Raw genomic sequence first — 19,275 nt, 5'->3', positions numbered from 1 at the left:
CCTGAGGTCGATGTACTTGATGTCTGCACTTAATAAAAGAGAAATATCACTTTTTTTGTGATACTTTTCCCGCTCCCGGCACACACTTCGCTTTCTGCGAACGACGTGTGTGCCGTCTGCTAATTATTAATCCTTTCATATAAATTATTTTATACATGTTTACAAAACATTAAAACAGTATTTATTAAAATGAAGTACTAGCTTTACATAGGTAATCTAAAGTAAGAGTGTACATAATTTAGGTTGAAAGGATGATTCACGTGAAACATTCAAAAACATCCGTTATAGCGGGAATGGCAGCATTACTTTTAGTAGGATCAACATACACACCGGCGCTCGCCTCAGATGATGGGAGCAATGGAGGTGGGAATGACGACAAGGGACAGAATGGACAAGCAAAAAACGTCATTTTTTTAATTCCTGATGGCTTCTCGCAAAGTTATGTTAATAATTATCGAATGTTTAAAGAAGAATCCGAACCTATTTGGGATGAGAGGGATATGTTTACTGGATATGTCATGACTCATTCAAATGATAAAGTCATTACAGATTCAGCGGCAGCAGGAACAGCATTTGCAACAGGACATAAAACAAACAATGGTGTGATTGGTATGTCACCAGAAGGGGAGTCGTTACCAACATTGGTTGATGCAGCAAAAAATGCAGGAAAACGTACAGGTCTTGTAGCTACATCAACGATTTCACATGCCACTCCAGCAGCATTCGCAGCGAATGTTGAGTCAAGGGGTAGTTACACGGAGATCGCCAAACAAATGGTTGAAAACGATCATTTAGATTTGATGTTAGGAGGCGGTCGTACTGAATTCCTTCCAGAAGAGCAAGGTGGAATTCGCGAGGATGGCATTGATTTAATTACAGAGGCAGAAGATCGAGGTTTCGCTTACCTTGAAACGAAACGACAACTCGCTAACTGGGATGGTGATGAAGAAAGGCTGCTTGGGTTATTTGCAGAAGAAGCGCTTGAGCCAGCGATTCATCAACGAACGGATGAACCGAGCCTAGGCGAAATGACGGAGGCTGCCATTTCATTCTTATCAGAAGAAGACGACGGATTCTTCTTAATGGTCGAAGGAAGTCAGATTGATTGGGCTGGACATGATAATGATCCTTTATATGCGATGACAGATACGGAGGCATTTGAAGAAGCAGTAAAGGCAGCGGTCGATTTTGCTGATGAAAATAACGATACCCTTGTTGTCATGGCAGGAGATCATGATACTGGAGGCATGGCGGTCCATGCAAGTGAAGAAGCGCATCCGAGCATGTTGCATGGGATGAGTTCCATTGGTGAAACAATGGCTGCAGAAGTTGATCATCGTTTAAGTAATTTACGTGAGGTACTTGAAACGAACACGGAATTTGAATGGACGGAAGAGGAACTAGATGAAATAAAAGCAGGTGAATCATTAAAACTCGCAATCAATGGAGCAATTAGTGAAAAAACAGGATTTGGTTGGAGTTCGTACAATCACACTGGAATTGATGTGCCTCTCTTTGCTTATGGAGAAGGGGCAGAACTTTTCGCTGGAACAATTGATAACACAGACGTACCTCGGTTAATGCTTCAAACGCTTGGTATAAATGATTTTTAATAAGAGAAGAGCCTTGCTAAAGCAAGGCTCTTTTTCATTATTTCTTTGAGAAATTCTCGACAAGTTCTTTTACGTCAATCCCACTTGTTGCTTTTAAAGATTCTTGAAGTCCGGCCATTAAGTCAGTCGCATAACCCGTTACACGGTTAGCGCCACCGCCTTCACCAGAACCACCAGTATCAACAACAGTGATTTTATCAATGTTCGATAGTGGTGAAGACACTTCGCGAGCATATTCAGGCAGCATGTCGATAATCATGCTGAGCTTTGCAGCTTCGCCATACTTTTCGAATGCTTCTGCGATCTTTTCTTTTGCTTCCGCTTCGGCAAGACCTTTTAAGCGAATAACGTCTGCTTCTGATTCCCCACGTGCACGGACAGCATCTGCTTCAGCGAGACCGTCAACACGTACACGTTCTGCATCAGCTTTTGCCATTGCCTCAACGCGGTATTTGTCTGCATCAGCTTCTGCAAACTGCTTGCTTTTCTGAGCGTGAGCCGATTGCTCAACAGAATAACGATCCGCATCGGCTTTCTTTTTCACTTCTGCATCGTACTGACGCTCACGACGAGCAATTTCTTTTTCTTCAAGTTCAATTTGTTTCTGACGTTCAATGATTTGGATTTGCATTTGTTGTTCCGTTACTTCTTGTTTCGAACGTGCCTCTTGCAGATGGTATGATTGGTCTGCTTGGGCTTTTGCTTGTTCTTGTTCACTACGATATGCTGCTACTTTTAATTGGTTTTCTTTTTCTGATTCGGCAATTTCAGTCGCGCGCTCAATTTCTGCTCGTTTTGCTTGCGTATGGGCATCTGCTTGGCGAATGCGTGTTTCTTTTTCAGCTTCAGCTGTAGCGATGTCTGCATCTCGTTTTACTTGAGCAATTCTTGGTTTACCGAGTGATTCTAAATAACCATTTGTATCGCGTAAATCTTTAATAGTAAAGGATACAATAACTAGACCCATCTTAGCTAAATCTTGGGAGGCTACTTTTTGCACTTCTTGCGAAAAGCGCTCCCGGTTTTTGTAAATTTCTTCAACAGTCATTGAACCGAGAATAGAACGAAGATGACCTTCTAATACTTCCTTCGCCTCTTGTTCACGGTCATCTCTTGTTTTCCCTAAAAATTGTTCCGCAGCTGTTGCGATTTCGCCAATCGACCCACCGATTTTAATAATCGCTGTTCCGTCTGCAATTACAGGAACCCCTTGTTCTGTGTAAACTTCTGGTGTCTGTACGTCCAGTTTGCTTGAAAGTAAAGAAAGGGGCTTTGCTTGTTGGAACACGGGCATAACAAATGTGCCGCCTCCACGTACGATTTTAATCCGATTTCCTGCTTCATCCATATTAACGTTTTTGCCACCTAAGTAACTACCAGTAACAATTAATGCCTCATCTGGTCCCGCCGTACGGTATCGAGTCACAAATACGCCGAGTAAAACGAGTACAATTGCAACGACGATACCAATTATTACAATAAGTTCAATTGCCATAATTTTTTCCCCCTAAATTAAAATGATGTATCAAGATCGAAATCAAGCATGGCCACGTAAGCAATCCCATTTTCGATTTTGACAATAACAACTTCTGTACCCGCCTGGATTTCAGTACCATCTACACATGCTGCTGTTTTTGCGATTGTGCCACTATCACCACGTAATACAACTTCACCATAACCATCAGTTGGAATGGACAAGATGATTTCGCCCGTCCGTCCTTCTAAATCTTCATCGTCATAGGCATTTGATTCTTCTGCATGCTGTAATGGTGTTAAAATAAATAAATTAAAAATAATTGCAAGTACAAGTGCAATAACAACAGCTATGGACGCGGAAATAGCGCTGGTAAATGGAGAGAACCGTTCAAGCAAATACGCTGAAGCCCCAAAAAAACTAAGTGTTGAGAGGATAAGTGTTGGTGACAACCAGCCATCAAAGATGTCGAAAATGCCATCAAGCACGTCTGAAAGTAAAACATATACAACCGTTAAACCGCCACTAACGAGCAGGATGGTAAAGTATAGTGTTGTTAATTCCATGCCGCTCCTCCTTTTTTAGGTCTATCGCATTTACGTAATGAATGCATAGAAAGGTTTCATATTTTTAAAATTTGTTCCCATTTTTAAAATAGAGTACCTCTCCTCGCCTCTTTAATTGTACACGTAAATAAAAAGGAATGGTTCATTTTTTGGAATGATTCAGTAAAATTTAATAGTGAACGTGTAAAGAAGAAAAAATGATAGATCGTGATCAAAAAATCTGAATTATTTTAATAAATGAATACAAAAAGGCAGCCTGTAACAAGGGACATTCTTCTTTTTCAAAGGATATAAAAAGACCTCAGAGATACTGCCTCTGAGGCCAGACTGCATATGGTTTATTCGTTTAATTTCTCTAATGGCTTTTTAGCTGGCCCCTCAATTACATCACCTGTATAGGAGTAGCGCGAACCATGGCAAGGACAATCCCACGTATGATCAGCGTGGTTCCAATTACATTCACACCCCATATGAGTGCAAGTTGTATCAATCACATGGAGGCTGCCATTTTCATCTTTAAAAGCACCGGCCTTTTTGCCTTTATACTTAACAACGGCTCCTTGACCATTTTCTAGATCATCAATGTCTTCCACATCGCGATTTAACTTCCCGGCTATTAAATGTTTTGCTACATCGACATTTTCTTTTAAGAAATGTTTAATGCTTGGATCGGAATGAAAACGCATTGGCTTGTATAAATCGCTATACAAGCTGTTTCCATCAATGATTAAATCTGATAATAGTTGCGCTGCACATATCCCACCAGTCATACCCCATTTTCTGTAACCAGTGGCCATCAACACATTGGGTTCAAAACCAGAAAGTGGGCCAATATAGGGGATATTATCAACAGTTATGAGGTCTTGAGCAGACCATTCTTGTTCTGCTTCAAACGACTCAAGTGTTTCAGCTGCAAAATCATGTAGTGCATCATAATGCTTACGTGCGTCCATCCCTTGACCCGCTTTGTGATGGTCGCCACCCACAAGAATATAATGTTTATCGTTTAATGTTAAGCCACGAAGCGAACGCTTTGGTTGTTCAGCACTTAAATACATACCTCCTTGCCAAGGGGTTGAAGTGGAACCAGCTACAACGTAGGAGCGGTCAGCTTTTAAACGAGTCATGTAAAGTCCACCACCGTCAACAAACGGAAAGTGTGTTGCGGCGATGACTTTATTTGCTGTTATCGTATGACCTTTATCTGTTTGAACGGTTACCGAGTCTTTTTTATGAGAAACGTTTATACAAAGTGTTTCTTCAAATAACTGAGCTCCCTTTTCGCTCATCTTGTCACATAAATGTGTCAGGAAAAGCAAAGGGTGGAATTGCGCTTGGTTAGGTACTTTTAGTGCAGCTCGTGCTCCTAATTCCACTGGTGTTGAAGTAACAAATTCGTGGGGGATATCAAGCGCTTCATACGCTTTTTTCTCTCTTCTTAATCGGTGTTCTCCGTGGTGTGTCGTCGCATATAAATAGGCATCTTCATTTGAGAACCCACAGGAAATATTCTCTTTTTGAACTAGTTGCCTAGCGAAAGAGAGGGCAGCATTTTGTGACTGGTAATACTGACCTGCTTTTTCTTCACCAAGATGAGAGAGAAGTTCATCATAAATAATGTCATGTTGAATTGTCAGTTTTGCAGTAGTATGACCAGTAGTACCACGTCCAAATTGGTTAGCATCAAATACGGCGACATTTTTCCCTGCTTCAGTTAATAAAAAGGCGGTAGTAATACCTGTGATGCCACCACCAATTACGGCTACATCCACTTCTATGTCCGATTGAAGTGGTGGATATGCTTTATGGTGAGATGACATTTGCCAAATGGAAGTTAATTCAGATTGCTTATCGTTCATTCTGTCGCCCCCGTCGGTTTATTTTGTTATTACGATTAACCAAAAAGACCTATTTTAACCACGGTTGGAATAAAAATTTTATAAGCTAGTAAGGTTTATGGATTGCTTCCTAGCTTTAATCTTAGTAAAAAGATCAAATTTGATGGTAAAATGAATCATGAAGTTACAGAAAATGTTGGATATTTGCCATATGCTTTTAGGGGAAGCTAGTATAGAATAAAAACAGATGATTTATATGGAGAAAGGGGCTTTTCCATGAATAAAAAGGCAGAGAATGGACTTTTATTCGCATGGTTCACATCCTTAATTGCTACGCTAGGGTCCCTCTATTTTTCAGAAATTAAAGGGTTTGAGCCGTGTGCTCTGTGCTGGTATCAGCGAATATTTATGTATCCTCTAGTCATTTTAATTGCGATTGGGATTATCCGTAAGGATCGCGGTGTTGCAATTTATTCGGCGGTTTTGTCAGGCATAGGATTTTGTATTTCCACTTACCATTACGCGATTCAGAAACTTCCAGTAGCGGAGGATGATGTAATTGGTTGTGGTTTAGTCTCGTGTTCAGGTCAATACATTAATTGGTTGGGATTCATTACGATTCCTTTTTTAGCGGGTACAGCTTTTTTACTTATTTTTATAACAAGTATCTATGTTATTAGAAAGCGTTAGGGAGTGATATGTAAATGAAGAAATTAGCGATTATAGGCGGTGCGGTTATCGCAGTATTTATCGTACTTGTCATCATACAGAATTTAAACCAGAATCAGCAGCTTGAAAACAATACACAATATGATACAGATGATTTAAATTCCGCTACGATTGATCAACTCGATGATCCAAATTATCAAAACGTTATTATGCCGGATGATTTAGAAAATAAATTACAAGACGGTGAAGATGCAGTTGTGTACTTTTTCTCTCCAACTTGTGAACATTGTAAAGCAGCAACACCTGTTTTAATGGATATTGCAGATGATGAAGATGTTACAATTGATCAGTTTAATTTGCTTGAGTACAACGATGAGGGTGCTCCATATGCCATTCGATCAACACCGACATTAATTGTTTATGAAGATGGGCAAGAAGTTCGTCGCCTTGAAGGAAATAGACCGCCAGAAGTATTTCGGGCTTTCTTAAATGATGAGCCGATAGAAGAAGATTCATAAGCTGTGCTAATGCACAGTTTTTTTCATACGTACGAATTAGGCCTAAAGAAACCGTTAATTGGGTATAATATATATCTAAACCAGTTAATGGAGGTAATAAATGGAAAAGAAACTAAGAACACCATTTAAGTGGGCCGGAGGGAAGCGACAACTTCTACCAATCTTACATGATCTGGTCCCAAAGACTTATGAACGTTATGTAGAGCCTTTTGCAGGAGGTGGTGCTTTGTTTTTTTCTTTAGCCCCAGAAAAGGGGATAATAGGCGATATTAATGAGACACTAATGTTAACGTACAAAGTCATTAGGGATGAATGTGATGACTTACTTAAGCACTTAAGTATGCACCAAAACCAAGAAGCTTATTACTATGCTGTTCGAGATTTGGATCGTTTGCCATTATATGATCGTATGTCTAATGTAGAAAAAGCCTCGCGTTTTTTATTTTTAAATAAGACGGGTTACGGTGGGATATATAGAGTTAACAAAAGAGGACAAGTTAATGTCCCTTTTGGTCATTATAAACAAGTGAATATCATCAATGAGAAAGTCGTTTGTAAAGCAAGCGAATTTTTAAATGGAGCATCTATTTCATTAATGACAAGTGATTTTGTATCAACAGCGGATCGAGCGAAAGAGGGTGATTTCGTTTACTTTGATCCCCCGTATTATTTTGGATCCGAACGGAATTTTACGGCGTATGCCACGCGGTTTACTTTATATGATCAAATTCGCTTAAAACGGACGTTTTCACAGTTAAATGACAGAGGGTGTTATGTCATCTTAAGCAATTCAGATACACCAGCAATTCGAGAACTATATAGCGATTTCCATATTCGACCAGTAGAAGTGACAAGGCTTGTAAATAGGGACACGAATAAGCGTAAGGGCAGCGGTGAGCTACTCATTATGAATGACAGATTGTGGCAAGAGAAACAATTAAAAGTTTCTTGCGCAGCAAAGTAATTTATGATATGATTATTCTTTGAGAACAACGGAGCGCCTTTTGTGCGAACGTACGGATCGAGTACGTCGTTTTTGTAAGTATTCATCAGATATAAGGCTGTCTCGATGTTAAAAGCGAGCCGTGCGACTGGCTTTTTACATCCAGGCAGCCTTTTCCCTGCGCGAGAGGCGTTTCAATCTAATAAATAGGGAGTTTTTATCACTTGGCAAATTTTGAACAATTTGGTTTGGACTCATTAGTCGTTCAAGCTTTAACGAAAATGGGCTTCACAGAAGCCACACCAATTCAAGAAGAAACAATTCAGCTTGTACTTAATGGCAAGGATGTCATTGGTCAAGCACAAACAGGAACAGGTAAAACGGGAGCTTTTGGTATTCCTTTAGTTGACCGTATCAACGCCGATAATCCAGTCGTTCAAGGACTCGTTCTTGCACCAACACGTGAGCTTGCTAATCAAGTTGAGCAAGCACTTAGAGAGTTTGGTCGCTCGAAAGGTGTTCGTACAACGGTTGTTTACGGTGGAGAAGACTTCGGTAAACAAATTCGAGCTTTAAAAGCACGTCCACACATCATCGTCGCTACACCAGGTCGTCTTATGGATCATATGCGTCGCAAAACAATCCGTTTAGAAACAGTTGAAACGGTTGTCCTTGATGAAGCGGATGAAATGTTAAACATGGGCTTTATTGAAGACATTGAGACTATCTTGGCTGAAACGCCTGAAGAGACGCGTCAAACGCTTCTTTTCTCAGCTACAATGCCTCGTCGCATGGAGTCTCTTGCAAGCAAGTTTATGAAAGACCCAACGCGCATTTCCGTAAAAGCGAAAGAAGTAACAATGGAAAACATTGCACAACAGTATATCGAAGTGCATGAGCGTGAGAAGTTTGATGTTTTATGTCGCTTAATTGACTTAGAAACACCAGATCTTTCAATCGTCTTTGGTCGTACAAAGCGTCGTGTTGATGAATTGTCAGAAGCGTTGATTAAACGTGGCTACCGTGCTGAAGGATTACACGGAGACTTAAATCAAGCGAAACGTAACAGTGTTCTTCGCAAATTTAAAGAAGGTTTAATTGATGTGTTAGTTGCAACTGATGTAGCTGCGCGTGGTTTAGATATTAGTGGAGTAACGCACGTATTTAACTTTGACCTACCACAAGATCCTGAAAGCTATGTACACCGCATCGGTCGTACAGGTCGTGCGGGTCGTTCTGGGATTGCCATTACACTAGCAACCAAACCAGAGCGTGATCATGTGAAGGCAATTGAGCGTGTGTCGAAAAAACGCATGACTCAGCGTCAAAAACCTTCATTTGAAGAAGCGCTTGAAGGACAAAAGCTTGCTGCGTTAAAAGAACTTCGTGAACTTGCAGCTGAAGGTGCACAAGACAACTATCGCGTAGCAGCGAAAGAACTTCTTCAAGAAACAGATGCAGTTACTGCTTTATCTGCAGCATTGAAATTGCTCACAAAAGAGCCAGATCAAACGCCAGTGAAGCTAACAAGCGAAGCGCCACTCCGTTCGAAAAAACGCCATGGCGGAGGCGGAGGCGGAAGCCGTGATGGACGTCGTCCTCAAGGCGATCGTCGCCCTTATGGTGGGAATAAACGTAGCGGTGGTCGTGATGACCGTCGTAGTGGTGGCGGACAAAACCGTAAATGGGCAAATTCAAACCGCAGCAATAGCGGTTCAAAACGTCCATCTTAATGAAAGAGAACTTGAAAGCAGTAGCTTTCAAGTTCTTTTCTGTTAAAAAATAGAATATCATGGTACGATTCTTTTGAAGCTTTTTTAAACGATAACTCGTATACATAAAAGATTGGGAAAGGAGAATGATAAATGGAGATAAAACGTACTGGAGAACGGGTGTTAGGAATCATTGGTCTAGTCATGTTTGTGATTGGTGGACTTATATTCGGATTGGTTTCAGTTGCAAGTGGCCAAGGTATCATTGAGGATTTTCTAATGGAATTGACCGATCCTGAGAGCATGTTATTTGAAGAAGAAGGTGCTGAGGACATTGAACCAATAGCAGATGCAGATGCAGAATATATAAGTGAATTTATTAGTAACATGAACTTTACGTTATATTCAATTGTCGCTTTTCTTACTGCTGGAGCTGGTCTTGCCGCTGTTATTGTTGTGAAGAAGAAGCCGATTGTAGCAAGTATCTTGTTTTTAGGAAGTACCATTGTCTATGGTGTTTTGACATTTGTGACATTGACTTTAATAGTTCCATTATTACCGATGCTGCTTTACATTATCGCAGGTATAATGGCGCTTGCTCGAAAGCCGAAATCAGTAGAAACGATCTAATGCAGCGCATAAGATTGTTTAATAAGAAGGATCGAGGAGTTGAAATTCCTCGGTCTTTTTTTCAGTTGTTCAACGTGCGTCAGTAAGCGGCGTGAAGGCAAATGCTCTCTATAATAGACCCTTTTATCTGAATATTATCTTGTTAGATTATCTGACAAAACAATTGCAGATTGTCGTTAATCATCATAGAGTAGTAACAAGAAAATAGATGAATTCCATTCATCTTAACATTAGGGGAGTGTTCGAGATGACGACACAAGCGCCAACACGCGAGAGCATAGTAGAGACAATTCGCGAAACAATTGAGAAGAAAAATGTTGAATTATTGCATATGCAATTCGTAGACATTGAAGGGATGCTGAAGCATGTAACAATCACGGCAGAACAATTGGACCAAGCGGTGAATGGTCAAACGATGTTTGATGGTTCTTCGATCACTGGCTTTACACCAATTAATCAGTCTGATCTTTATTTGAATCCTGACCTATCAACATTTGCTGTTCTTCCGTGGACAGAAGAAGAAGGGTATTCTGAAGCCCGGTTTTTGTGCAGCGTAAAAAAGCCAGATGGCTCTGACTTTGATGGGGATCCTCGTAATGTTTTGAAAAAAACAGTGAAGCGTGCAGCTGATAAAGGTTTTTCCATCAGTGTAGGGCCTGAACTTGAGTTCTTTTTGTTTGATACAGATGAATTCGGACAACCGACGTTGCGTACACAAGATGTTGGTGGTTATTTTGAGCCATCTCCAAAAGACGATGGTGAAAAAGTCCGTTTAGCGATATATAAAGCGTTACGGATGATGGGCTTCACAATCGAAGCGTCTCATCACGAAGTAGCAATCGGTCAACATGAGATTAATTTTAAATACTCAGATGCATTAGGTGCAGCAGATGCATCAACGACGTATAAATGGGTTGTAAAAACAGTCGCAAAGCAATTTGGTTTACACGCAACATTTATGCCAAAACCACTTGGTGGAGAAAATGGAAGTGGGATGCACGTAAACATGTCGCTATTTGATATTGAAAAGCAAGAAAATAGCTTTTATAACGAAGATGATAAAATCGCTTTATCAAAAACGGCATACCACTTTATTGCTGGTTTACTTGATAACGTTAAAGACTTTGTTGCCGTAACGAATCCACTGGTTAACTCCTATAAACGTCTTGTGCCTGGTTATGAAGCGCCTTGTTATATCGCTTGGTCTGCCTCAAACCGTTCTGCGCTTGTTCGTATTCCGGCAACTCGCGGAGCGGGAACACGTGTAGAAATTCGTTGCCCAGATCCATCAGCTAATCCATATTTAGCGTTTGCAATTATTGCTTCTGCAGGGATGGATGGCATTGATAACGAAGTGGAATGCCCTGCTTCAGTTGATGCAGATATCTTTAACATGACAGCTGCTGAAATTAAGGAACGTGGGATTGAAAACCTACCAACAAGCCTTGAAAATGCGATTAACCGTTTTGAAACAGGTAAAATTGGGCGTAAAACATTTGGCGATCATGCATTTGAAGAATACATCGAATTAAAGCGTGGAGAGTGGGATGATTTCCGTACGAGTGTACACGCTTGGGAACTTAATGCGTATCAAAGCAAGTTTTAAATTTGTTCAATAAAGGCATTGCTCCTTTGAGAGAAGCAAGTTATAAGCGAAAATCCTGTACTTCGGCTTCCGTTGTACGGGATTTTTTTGTGATTTATTAATGAATGCGTACATAGTTTATGAAAGGGATCGTGGCAATTCATCACGTATATGTTGACTGACGATTCGATTTGTCACTACATGTGTGAGGCGAGAATCGCTATCTGAAATAATCGTCCACTTGACTTTTGAATCTCCTTTATTGCGATTCAACTATACATTGGGGGTGTGGAACGTGAATAAGAAGACTTGCAACTTAGTTGGCTTGCTGTCTCTTGTCGTAATACTCATTGCTTCCTTTTTGTTTGTACAAGGGGAATGGCTATGGGCAAAGGCAAACGAAGAACATATAGAAGCAGGAACATCGTTGGAAGAAAAACTGAAAGAAGTACTCGACAATGAATATTTGGACGGAACGGTGACTGGGGTTAGTATCAGACATGGGGATACGGGTGAGGTTCTTTTCTCGCAGGATGGGGACATCCGACTTCACCCGGCATCGAATATGAAACTTTTTACAGCTGTCGCTGCCTTGGAAACGTTAGGTGAAGATTATCGGTTTCGAACAGAGGTGCTAACAGATGGGAAAAAGAAAGGGGACGTATTACATGGTAACCTTTATTTAAAGGGGAAAGGAGACCCGACTTTATTACGAGAAGACCTACAACAATTCGCTAAAGAGTTAAAAGAGCAAGGGATTACTAAATTTAAAGGTGATTTGATTGGTGATGATACATGGTATGATGATGAGCGTCTTTCACAAGACTTGAATTGGTCCGATGAACCTTTTTACACCGGGGCTCAAGTTTCCGCTTTAACACTTTCTCCTGACAATGATTATGATGCGGGAACGATTATTGTAGAAGTAACCCCAACAGATAAGACGGGTGAAAAGGCAAGCGTGTCTATGCGTCCGGAAACAGAGTATGTAGTAATTGAAAACAACACAACGATGGTAGCAGCGGGTGAAGAAAAGAAGATTTCAATTGAACGTCAACATGGCAATAATAAGATCATGGTCGAAGGAAAAATGCCTCTAGGTGGGACACTTACGCGTTCGTGGTCGTCTGTATGGGAACCAACTGGTTACGTCATAGATGTCTTTAAACAGACATTAGGAGAAGAGGGAGTAGAATTTATTGGCAAGTTTAAAGTGAAGAGTGAACCTGCACCAAAGGATGCTCAAGTTGTTGCGTTTAAAGAATCGATGCCACTTGAAGAGTTACTAATACCGTTTATGAAGTTAAGCAATAATGGTCATGGGGAGGTTTTAACAAAAGAAATGGGGAAAGTCCTTTTCGAAGAAGGGAGCTGGGAAAAAGGACTTGAAGTAATTGAAAAGAGTGTAAGGGATTTTGGAGTCAGGGCAGATACAGTCCAATTTCGTGATGGATCTGGCATGTCCCATAAAACAGTCATTCCAGCTAACGATATAACGCAGATGCTGTTTGAAGTTCAAGAAGCAAGCTGGTTTTCAGTCTTTAAACACTCGCTACCGATTGCTGGCGAGACAGATCGTCTTATTGGAGGTACACTCCGGAATCGACTGACTGGCGAGTTCACGAAAGGAAATGTAACCGCGAAAACTGGCTCAATTTCAGGTGTTTCAAGCCTTTCTGGGTATGTAAAAGCGAAAGATGGAACGGACTTGATCTTTTCTATTATGATTAATAATTATCTTGGAGAAGGTAGGAATATTCGGGCGGTTGAAGATGCTATCGCTAATACGCTTGCGGAGCATGAATTTCAAACAAAACAATAAATGAAAAACAGCTTCTTACAACTGTTGACAATCTTTTTCTTGAAAAAAATACGAGTCCGGTTTTTAAGGGAGTTACAGTGACGTTGACAACGGTCCCATCGTAATCTACACTAAGATTAATAGAATCTGTAATAGTGGAGTTGATGAGATGGGCTTATGTTGGAGCAGACGAACAAAATCTCTTTTCCATAGCAAGTATCAGCTCATCGAGGCTGCAGTTTTTGAAATCAAGTGATTTCAAACTGCAGCCTCTTTTTATTTGGACTTTAATCAGATAGAGGAGTGAAGGTATGGTTATTTTAACGGGTGAAACATTGACGTTTCAAGATTTAGAAGCGATTTTATATAGTGGTGTAAAAGTGGGGTTGAGTAAAGCGTGTATTGAGAAAATCCATGCTAGTAGGAGAGCGGTTGAACAAATTGTGAATGAGGGGAGAACGGTATATGGCATCAATACAGGTTTTGGTAAGTTTAGTGATGTACAAATCGATGTGCAAAACGTAGAAGAGTTGCAACGAAACCTCATTCTTTCTCATGCTTGTGGAGTAGGTCCGCTCTTTTCAAATAAGATTTCCCAGGCAATGATGGTATTGCGTGCCAATGCACTTGCCAAAGGGTATTCTGGCGTGAGGCTTGAGGTGGTTGAAATGTTACTCGAGTTAGTCAATAAAGAAGTTTATCCGTGTATTCCTCAACAAGGCTCACTTGGAGCGAGCGGAGACCTCGCTCCACTATCTCATTTAGCACTTGTTGTTATTGGTGAAGGGGAAGTGGTTTACAATGGCGAGCGAATGGTGACGAAAGACTGTTTTGCACAAATTGGTATGAAACCTCTTGTTTTGCAAGCGAAAGAAGGTCTTGCTCTTATAAATGGTACACAAGCGATGACGGCAACTGGAGCTGTCGCCTATATCGAAGCGGAACGACTTTCCTATCAAGCGGAGTTGATTGCTTCAGTAACAATGGAGGGTTTAAATGGCATTATGGATGCATTTGATGCAGATGTCCATATCGCTAGAGGGTATCCAGAACAAGTAGAGACGGCTGCACGTATGCGTGGTTATTTAAAAGATAGTAAGTTAACAACAGTACAAGGTGAGTTGCGAGTGCAAGATGCGTATTCAATGCGTTGTATACCCCAAGTCCATGGCGCCACATGGCAAACATTGAGTTATGTAAAAGAGAAATTATTAATTGAGATGAATGCGGCGACTGATAATCCACTTATTTTTGATGATGGAGGCAAAGTGATCTCTGGAGGGAATTTTCATGGTCAGCCAATTGCATTTGCGATGGATTTTTTAGCAATTGCGATGGCGGAGCTTGGAAACATTTCCGAACGTAGGGTAGAACGACTTGTAAATCCCCAGTTAAATGATTTGCCACCATTTTTAAGTCCAAGTCCAGGTCTTCAATCTGGGGCAATGATTATGCAATATGTCGCAGCTTCCCTTGTATCAGAGAATAAAACCCTTGCTCATCCTGCAAGTGTAGACTCGATTCCTTCCTCTGCTAACCAAGAAGATCACGTTAGTATGGGGACAATTGGCGCTAGACATGCCATGCAAGTAATTGAGAATGTAAGACGAGTGTATGCAATTGAAGCGATTTGCGCACTGCAGGCTGTTGAAATACGTGGAATAGAGAGAATGGCGTCAATAACAAGTGATTTTTACGAGGCGGCACGGGAAATTGTGCCAACAATACGAGCGGACAGAGTGTTTTCGACAGATATGGAGCGGATGGCTGAATGGTTGCGTATAAACAAAGAGCACACAGTAAATAACGCCGTATAATAAAACAATGCCCCCTGTTATTGGGGGCATTGTTTTATTTATTATAATTAAAAGCGCCGTGGGCGACAGAACCAACATATTCATTTAGTTTGCTACCATGCTTAATCGCTGCTGTTACAAATTCTTTTGCGGTGTGAATGGCCTCTGATATCGGTTTTCCTTTAGCTAAGTTTGCAGCGATTGCTGCAGCAAATGTGCAGCCCGCTCCATGGGTAAAGCTTGTTTGTATTTCATCTGATTCTAGCAATTCAAACGTCTCGCCATTGTACCAAACATCGACAGCAGTCGGATGGTCAAGTTTGCTGCCCCCCTTTATAACAACATGTTGTGCACCAAGGTTGTGAATCGCTTTTGCCGCTGCTTTCATATCATCAAGTGTTTGGACTGTTATGCCTGAAAGCTGGGAGGCTTCAAAAAGATTTGGTGTAACTACAAATGCTTTTGGTACAAGAACATCTCGTAAACAAGCATCGGTTTCAGGGTTAAGAGCTTCATCCGCCCCTTTACATACCATGACAGGATCAACAACAAGTTGATCGACTCCGTATTCTTCTATTTTCTTTGCGACAATTTCGATAATCTCAATTGAACCAAGCATGCCTGTTTTAACGGCATCTACGCCAATTCCTTTTAAGACCGTATCGATTTGTTTATCGACAACCGACGGCTCCTGTGGGAAAACTTCATGGGCCCACCCTTTAAATGGGTTTTGCGCGACAATCGTTGTTAGAGCATTCATTCCATAGACTCCGAGCTCCTGAAAGGTTTTTAAATCGGCCTGTATGCCGGCTCCGCCGCTTGTGTCAGAGCCAGCTATTGTTAAAGCTTTGTATCGTTCCATCGATTCTGTCCACTCCTTTTCTGCAATGTGTTTATTATACTAAAGAATTGCTTGTCATTAAAGCAAGCACTACAAATGGAAAGCAATGACTAAACTTCCGATATAAAGGATAGAAAAGTGAAGGAGGCATGAGGAATGATTAAGAAAAAACTAATCAGTGGGTATGTTTTAATAGCTGGACTAATGTTCCTGTTCTTGATTGTCTGTTCTTATTTTTTGTTGTCCACACAACATGAGCTAAATACTTCATTTAAAGAACCGCTTGATTTAATAGAGGAGAATGGGCAAGCGTTAGCAAAAGTGGCAATAGTAGAACGAGAGATCCATGATTCGTTGTTGACGGGGGTGGCTCCAGAGATTGGGAATGAGACGTGGGAAGGTGATTATGCCGAATGGTTTGAACAAGTTGAATCAACCGAATCGTACCTTTGACTGCTGGTGATAGAGATCTTGCGGAAGAACAATGGAGGCAACGTTCAGCAGAGGCTGCAACATTGCAAGAAATAAGTGAAGAAGCAATGACAGCAGCTTACGAATCTGGTTTATCTACCTTAGGAGAAACCTCTTCAACGATGACTAAGCAACTGGCAGTTACCTGGATTTTATTATTTATCTTTAACATCATCGGCTCACTGGTAGCTCGCCGTCAGGCACTTATGGTGCTTGTTCCGTTAAGAAGATTGATTAGGAGGGCAAATCATTTAGCTGAAGGAGACTTCTCAAGGAAGCCTATACCTGTGTATGTAAACGATGAGTTTGGTTCGTTTACAAGCTCTTTTAATGAAATGACAAATGAATTAAAAACCTCTTTATTGCAACAAGCAAAAGCTTCCTACGAGTTAGCGGCGACGTCGGCTCATCTAATTCATTGTTCAGAGAAGACTTTACAGGATGCGATATTAATTGCAAAAGCAAGTAAAACAGCAGCACAAACAAATGAGGAGCATCTGAAAACAACAAGACAAAGCGCTCACTCAACAAATCGTTTAGGACAAAAAGTTGAGCACATAACAAACTCGCTTGCATCAGCGGAAAATTCCACGGATGCAGTTCATACGTTAGTTGAAACTGGTGAGAGTACAGTAAAACAGTCATCTGATCAAATGGAAGTAATTGCACGGAGTACAAAACGAGTAAGCTCATTTGTTGGTCAACTCCATGGTCGTTCAGAAGATATGATTGAAGTGGTTAATGCATTAGGTTCCATTTCAAAACAAACAAACTTATTGGCATTAAATGCTGCGATTGAAGCGGCTCACGCTGGAGAACAAGGACGTGGCTTCGCAGTAGTGGCAGAACAGGTTCGTAAATTAGCAATAGAATCGGAGCATTCAGCTAAAAGTGTAAACGAAATGATTCATTCCGTACAAGCTGATGTAAGAAAAGTAATTGGTGAAATGAATGCAGGAGAAGTAGAGATTGAAAAAGGGCAGTTGGCAATGGAAGGAGTCCAACATATCTTTGAACAGATCCGAGAAGCGGTCATTCTTTTAAATCAAGAGATCTATGAAGTGTCTAGTGCCACGCAATCCATCGCTGGTAATACAATTGAATTAACTGCGCAAATTGAACAACTAAAGCATTCAAGTGAAGCGAGTGGTTCAGAAACAGAAATAGCAGCGACTACAGCAAGTGAACAAGCTGAAGCGATGAGTGATGTCATGGAATATATCCATAAATTAGAAAATACAGCACAAAAACTATTAGAAATTACTCATTCTTTTAACTTTAAAGAGGAAAAAATAGAAAATCAATAAAGTTTCCATAGCGTAAGAAATAAAATGCATGTATAATGATTCAGTATCACTTATACTTATCCGGTCGGGGGATTTTATTTCATGAATTCAAATACAATTACATTAAAAAATACACTTTTGTTTCTTATACCTTCTCTAATCGGTATCTTTTTATTCATGACGCCATTTTCGATTGAGGGTGAAGTGTTATTACCAGTTGCTTATTTTGCAGATTTAACAATGGCGTTATTAACAGAAGATGTTATTATCTTAATTGTCGCTATTGTCATGGGTATTTCAGCTATTCTTTCAATTATTGCAACTGTGAACAAACGGAGTGAAAACAAACAAGATTCATTCTTCCACGCTGTTTTTGCTACAACGTCTAGTTGGATTGTTGTCCGCATTCTTGGTGCATTATTCGGGTTTATGGTTTATTTTGAAATTGGACCCGAATTTATTGTCTCAGCAGATACAGGGCAAGTATTATTGTTTGATTTGCTTCCATTTCTCTTTACGATCTTTTTATTTGCGGGAATACTTTTACCGCTCTTACTGAACTTCGGCTTAATGGAATTTGTCGGTGCTTTACTCAAAAACTTAATGAGACCATTGTTTCGTTTACCTGGAAGAGCCTCAATTGATACAATAGCCTCTTGGGTCGGCGATGGGACGGTCGGAATCATGCTGTCGAATCATCAGTATGAATCTGGGAAGTATACAGGGCGTGAAGCGGCGATTGTCGCCTCTACTTTTTCTGTTGTTTCGATTACATTTAGCATTTATATTTTATCTGAATTAGGAATTAGCCACTTATTCTGGCAGTTTTTCATTACATTGTTTGTAGCTGGTTTTATCGCGGCGCTCATAATGCCGCGTATCCCACCACTATCATTAAAAAAGAATGAGTATATTGATGGGTCAGAGGGAGAAGTTGAACCCAAACAAAAGCATGTATTTAAAAATGGTTTTTTACAAGCTGTCACTCGAGCAGAACATAGCGTAAAGTACGGAAAGAATGTAAAAAGCGGTTTAAAAAATGTGTTTGACCTTTGGTTCGGTGTGTTACCAGTTGTTATGACGATTGGTACACTTGCTGCTGGTGTAGCCACCTACACGCCATTGTTTGAGTGGGTAGCGGTACCATTTGTTCCTTTGTTAGAATGGATGAATGTTCCGCAAGCAGCTGAAGCAAGTCAAACGATCTTGGTTGGTTTTGCTGATATGCTCTTGCCAACAATTCTTGCTGAACCATTAGGAATTACAAATGAACTTACTTTGTTTGTAATTGCAACATTATCCGTATCCCAATTGATTTACATGTCAGAGACAGGTGGCGTATTAATTGCATCAAAGATTCCATTTAATTTCTTAGATGGTGTGCTTGTCTTCTTGATTCGTACGGTCATTACGTTACCGATTATCGTGTTAATGGCTCATTTACTATTGTAAGGAATAAAACGGCAGCTTATCTGCCGTTTTTTTGCTGTTTGTCAGAACGACGAATACAGGAGTATGATGATAGAGACTGA

Annotated in this window: 16 protein-coding genes; 12 read left to right on the top strand and 4 right to left on the bottom strand. The window is 40.5% G+C overall.

All coding sequences use genetic code 11. The features are described 5' to 3' along the window. Positions 1-260: 260 nt before the first annotated feature. Positions 261-1,613: an alkaline phosphatase gene (locus BK584_RS13515; protein WP_169871264.1), complete on the top strand. Its 1,353-nt coding sequence runs from the start codon at positions 261-263 to the stop codon at positions 1,611-1,613. A 37-nt stretch (positions 1,614-1,650) separates the two neighbouring features. Here BK584_RS13515 and floT read toward each other — a convergent pair whose 3' ends face one another. The 3 genes from floT to BK584_RS13500 form a co-directional block, all read right to left on the bottom strand. After that, positions 1,651-3,108: a flotillin lipid rafts scaffold protein FloT gene (floT, locus tag BK584_RS13510; protein WP_078393096.1), complete on the bottom strand. Its 1,458-nt coding sequence runs from the start codon at positions 3,106-3,108 to the stop codon at positions 1,651-1,653. A 17-nt stretch (positions 3,109-3,125) separates the two neighbouring features. Continuing rightward, complete coding sequence (locus BK584_RS13505) at positions 3,126-3,653, bottom strand: NfeD family protein (RefSeq protein ID WP_078393095.1); 528 nt, start codon at positions 3,651-3,653, stop codon at positions 3,126-3,128. Between the two features lie 338 nt (positions 3,654-3,991). Next, positions 3,992-5,512 (bottom strand): FAD-dependent oxidoreductase, encoded by a 1,521-nt coding sequence (locus tag BK584_RS13500; RefSeq protein ID WP_078393094.1) that lies wholly within the window; start codon positions 5,510-5,512, stop codon positions 3,992-3,994. Between the two features lie 255 nt (positions 5,513-5,767). Here BK584_RS13500 and BK584_RS13495 point away from each other — a divergent pair, with 255 nt between their 5' ends. The 8 genes from BK584_RS13495 to hutH all read left to right on the top strand — a co-directional run bounded on the left by BK584_RS13495 (position 5,768) and on the right by hutH (position 15,166). After that, the gene (locus tag BK584_RS13495) at positions 5,768-6,181 is read left to right on the top strand and encodes a disulfide oxidoreductase (protein ID WP_078393093.1); all 414 of its coding nucleotides are present in this window, start codon (positions 5,768-5,770) and stop codon (positions 6,179-6,181) included. Between the two features lie 14 nt (positions 6,182-6,195). Then, a complete protein-coding gene (locus BK584_RS13490; RefSeq protein ID WP_078393092.1) occupies positions 6,196-6,678 on the top strand; it encodes a thioredoxin family protein in 483 nt (160 codons plus the stop codon). Positions 6,679-6,778: 100 nt separating this feature from the next. Continuing rightward, positions 6,779-7,642: a DNA adenine methylase gene (locus BK584_RS13485; protein ID WP_078393091.1), complete on the top strand. Its 864-nt coding sequence runs from the start codon at positions 6,779-6,781 to the stop codon at positions 7,640-7,642. 203 nt (positions 7,643-7,845) lie between these two features. Beyond that, positions 7,846-9,354 (top strand): degradosome RNA helicase CshA, encoded by a 1,509-nt coding sequence (gene cshA, locus BK584_RS13480; protein ID WP_078393090.1) that lies wholly within the window; start codon positions 7,846-7,848, stop codon positions 9,352-9,354. Between the two features lie 132 nt (positions 9,355-9,486). Continuing rightward, the gene (locus BK584_RS13475) at positions 9,487-9,963 is read left to right on the top strand and encodes a DUF4064 domain-containing protein (RefSeq protein WP_078393089.1); all 477 of its coding nucleotides are present in this window, start codon (positions 9,487-9,489) and stop codon (positions 9,961-9,963) included. A 247-nt stretch (positions 9,964-10,210) separates the two neighbouring features. Then, positions 10,211-11,569 (top strand): type I glutamate--ammonia ligase, encoded by a 1,359-nt coding sequence (gene glnA, locus BK584_RS13470; RefSeq protein WP_078393088.1) that lies wholly within the window; start codon positions 10,211-10,213, stop codon positions 11,567-11,569. 274 nt (positions 11,570-11,843) lie between these two features. After that, a complete protein-coding gene (gene dacB / locus BK584_RS13465; protein WP_245808859.1) occupies positions 11,844-13,370 on the top strand; it encodes a D-alanyl-D-alanine carboxypeptidase/D-alanyl-D-alanine endopeptidase in 1,527 nt (508 codons plus the stop codon). A 290-nt stretch (positions 13,371-13,660) separates the two neighbouring features. Then, the gene (hutH, locus tag BK584_RS13460) at positions 13,661-15,166 is read left to right on the top strand and encodes a histidine ammonia-lyase (protein ID WP_078393087.1); all 1,506 of its coding nucleotides are present in this window, start codon (positions 13,661-13,663) and stop codon (positions 15,164-15,166) included. 34 nt (positions 15,167-15,200) lie between these two features. Here hutH and pdxK read toward each other — a convergent pair whose 3' ends face one another. Further along, positions 15,201-16,007, bottom strand: coding sequence for a pyridoxine/pyridoxal/pyridoxamine kinase (gene pdxK, locus BK584_RS13455; RefSeq protein ID WP_078393086.1), 807 nt, complete (start codon positions 16,005-16,007; stop codon positions 15,201-15,203). Positions 16,008-16,142: 135 nt separating this feature from the next. Here pdxK and BK584_RS13450 point away from each other — a divergent pair, with 135 nt between their 5' ends. The 3 genes from BK584_RS13450 to BK584_RS13440 all read left to right on the top strand — a co-directional run bounded on the left by BK584_RS13450 (position 16,143) and on the right by BK584_RS13440 (position 19,195). Further along, positions 16,143-16,439, top strand: coding sequence for a hypothetical protein (locus BK584_RS13450; protein ID WP_078393085.1), 297 nt, complete (start codon positions 16,143-16,145; stop codon positions 16,437-16,439). After that, positions 16,436-17,764 (top strand): methyl-accepting chemotaxis protein, encoded by a 1,329-nt coding sequence (locus BK584_RS13445; protein ID WP_078393084.1) that lies wholly within the window; start codon positions 16,436-16,438, stop codon positions 17,762-17,764. Before BK584_RS13450 ends, BK584_RS13445 begins: the two co-directional genes overlap by 4 nt. Before the next feature lie 81 nt (positions 17,765-17,845). After that, positions 17,846-19,195 carry a YjiH family protein gene (locus BK584_RS13440; protein ID WP_078393083.1) on the top strand — a complete coding sequence of 450 codons (1,350 nt, stop codon included), beginning with the start codon at positions 17,846-17,848 and terminating at the stop codon, positions 19,193-19,195. Positions 19,196-19,275: the final 80 nt, after the last annotated feature.

Origin of the sequence: Shouchella patagoniensis (assembly GCF_002019705.1) — a bacterium.
In the GTDB taxonomy this organism is placed as follows: Bacteria; Bacillota; Bacilli; order Bacillales; family Bacillaceae_D; genus Shouchella; species Shouchella patagoniensis.
This window is presented reverse-complemented; position numbering and strand designations above follow the sequence as displayed.

What these genes read in the sequence shown, in the direction of transcription:
- floT (WP_078393096.1), bottom strand. Translation starts at nt 3,108, where the DNA reads ATGGCAATTGAACTTATTGTAATAATTGGTATCGTCGTTGCAATTGTA.
- BK584_RS13505 (WP_078393095.1), bottom strand. Translation starts at nt 3,653, where the DNA reads ATGGAATTAACAACACTATACTTTACCATCCTGCTCGTTAGTGGCGGT.
- BK584_RS13500 (WP_078393094.1), bottom strand. Translation starts at nt 5,512, where the DNA reads ATGAACGATAAGCAATCTGAATTAACTTCCATTTGGCAAATGTCATCT.
- BK584_RS13495 (WP_078393093.1), top strand. Translation starts at nt 5,768, where the DNA reads ATGAATAAAAAGGCAGAGAATGGACTTTTATTCGCATGGTTCACATCC.
- BK584_RS13490 (WP_078393092.1), top strand. Translation starts at nt 6,196, where the DNA reads ATGAAGAAATTAGCGATTATAGGCGGTGCGGTTATCGCAGTATTTATC.
- BK584_RS13485 (WP_078393091.1), top strand. Translation starts at nt 6,779, where the DNA reads ATGGAAAAGAAACTAAGAACACCATTTAAGTGGGCCGGAGGGAAGCGA.
- BK584_RS13475 (WP_078393089.1), top strand. Translation starts at nt 9,487, where the DNA reads ATGGAGATAAAACGTACTGGAGAACGGGTGTTAGGAATCATTGGTCTA.
- glnA (WP_078393088.1), top strand. Translation starts at nt 10,211, where the DNA reads ATGACGACACAAGCGCCAACACGCGAGAGCATAGTAGAGACAATTCGC.
- hutH (WP_078393087.1), top strand. Translation starts at nt 13,661, where the DNA reads ATGGTTATTTTAACGGGTGAAACATTGACGTTTCAAGATTTAGAAGCG.
- pdxK (WP_078393086.1), bottom strand. Translation starts at nt 16,007, where the DNA reads ATGGAACGATACAAAGCTTTAACAATAGCTGGCTCTGACACAAGCGGC.
- BK584_RS13450 (WP_078393085.1), top strand. Translation starts at nt 16,143, where the DNA reads ATGATTAAGAAAAAACTAATCAGTGGGTATGTTTTAATAGCTGGACTA.
- BK584_RS13440 (WP_078393083.1), top strand. Translation starts at nt 17,846, where the DNA reads ATGAATTCAAATACAATTACATTAAAAAATACACTTTTGTTTCTTATA.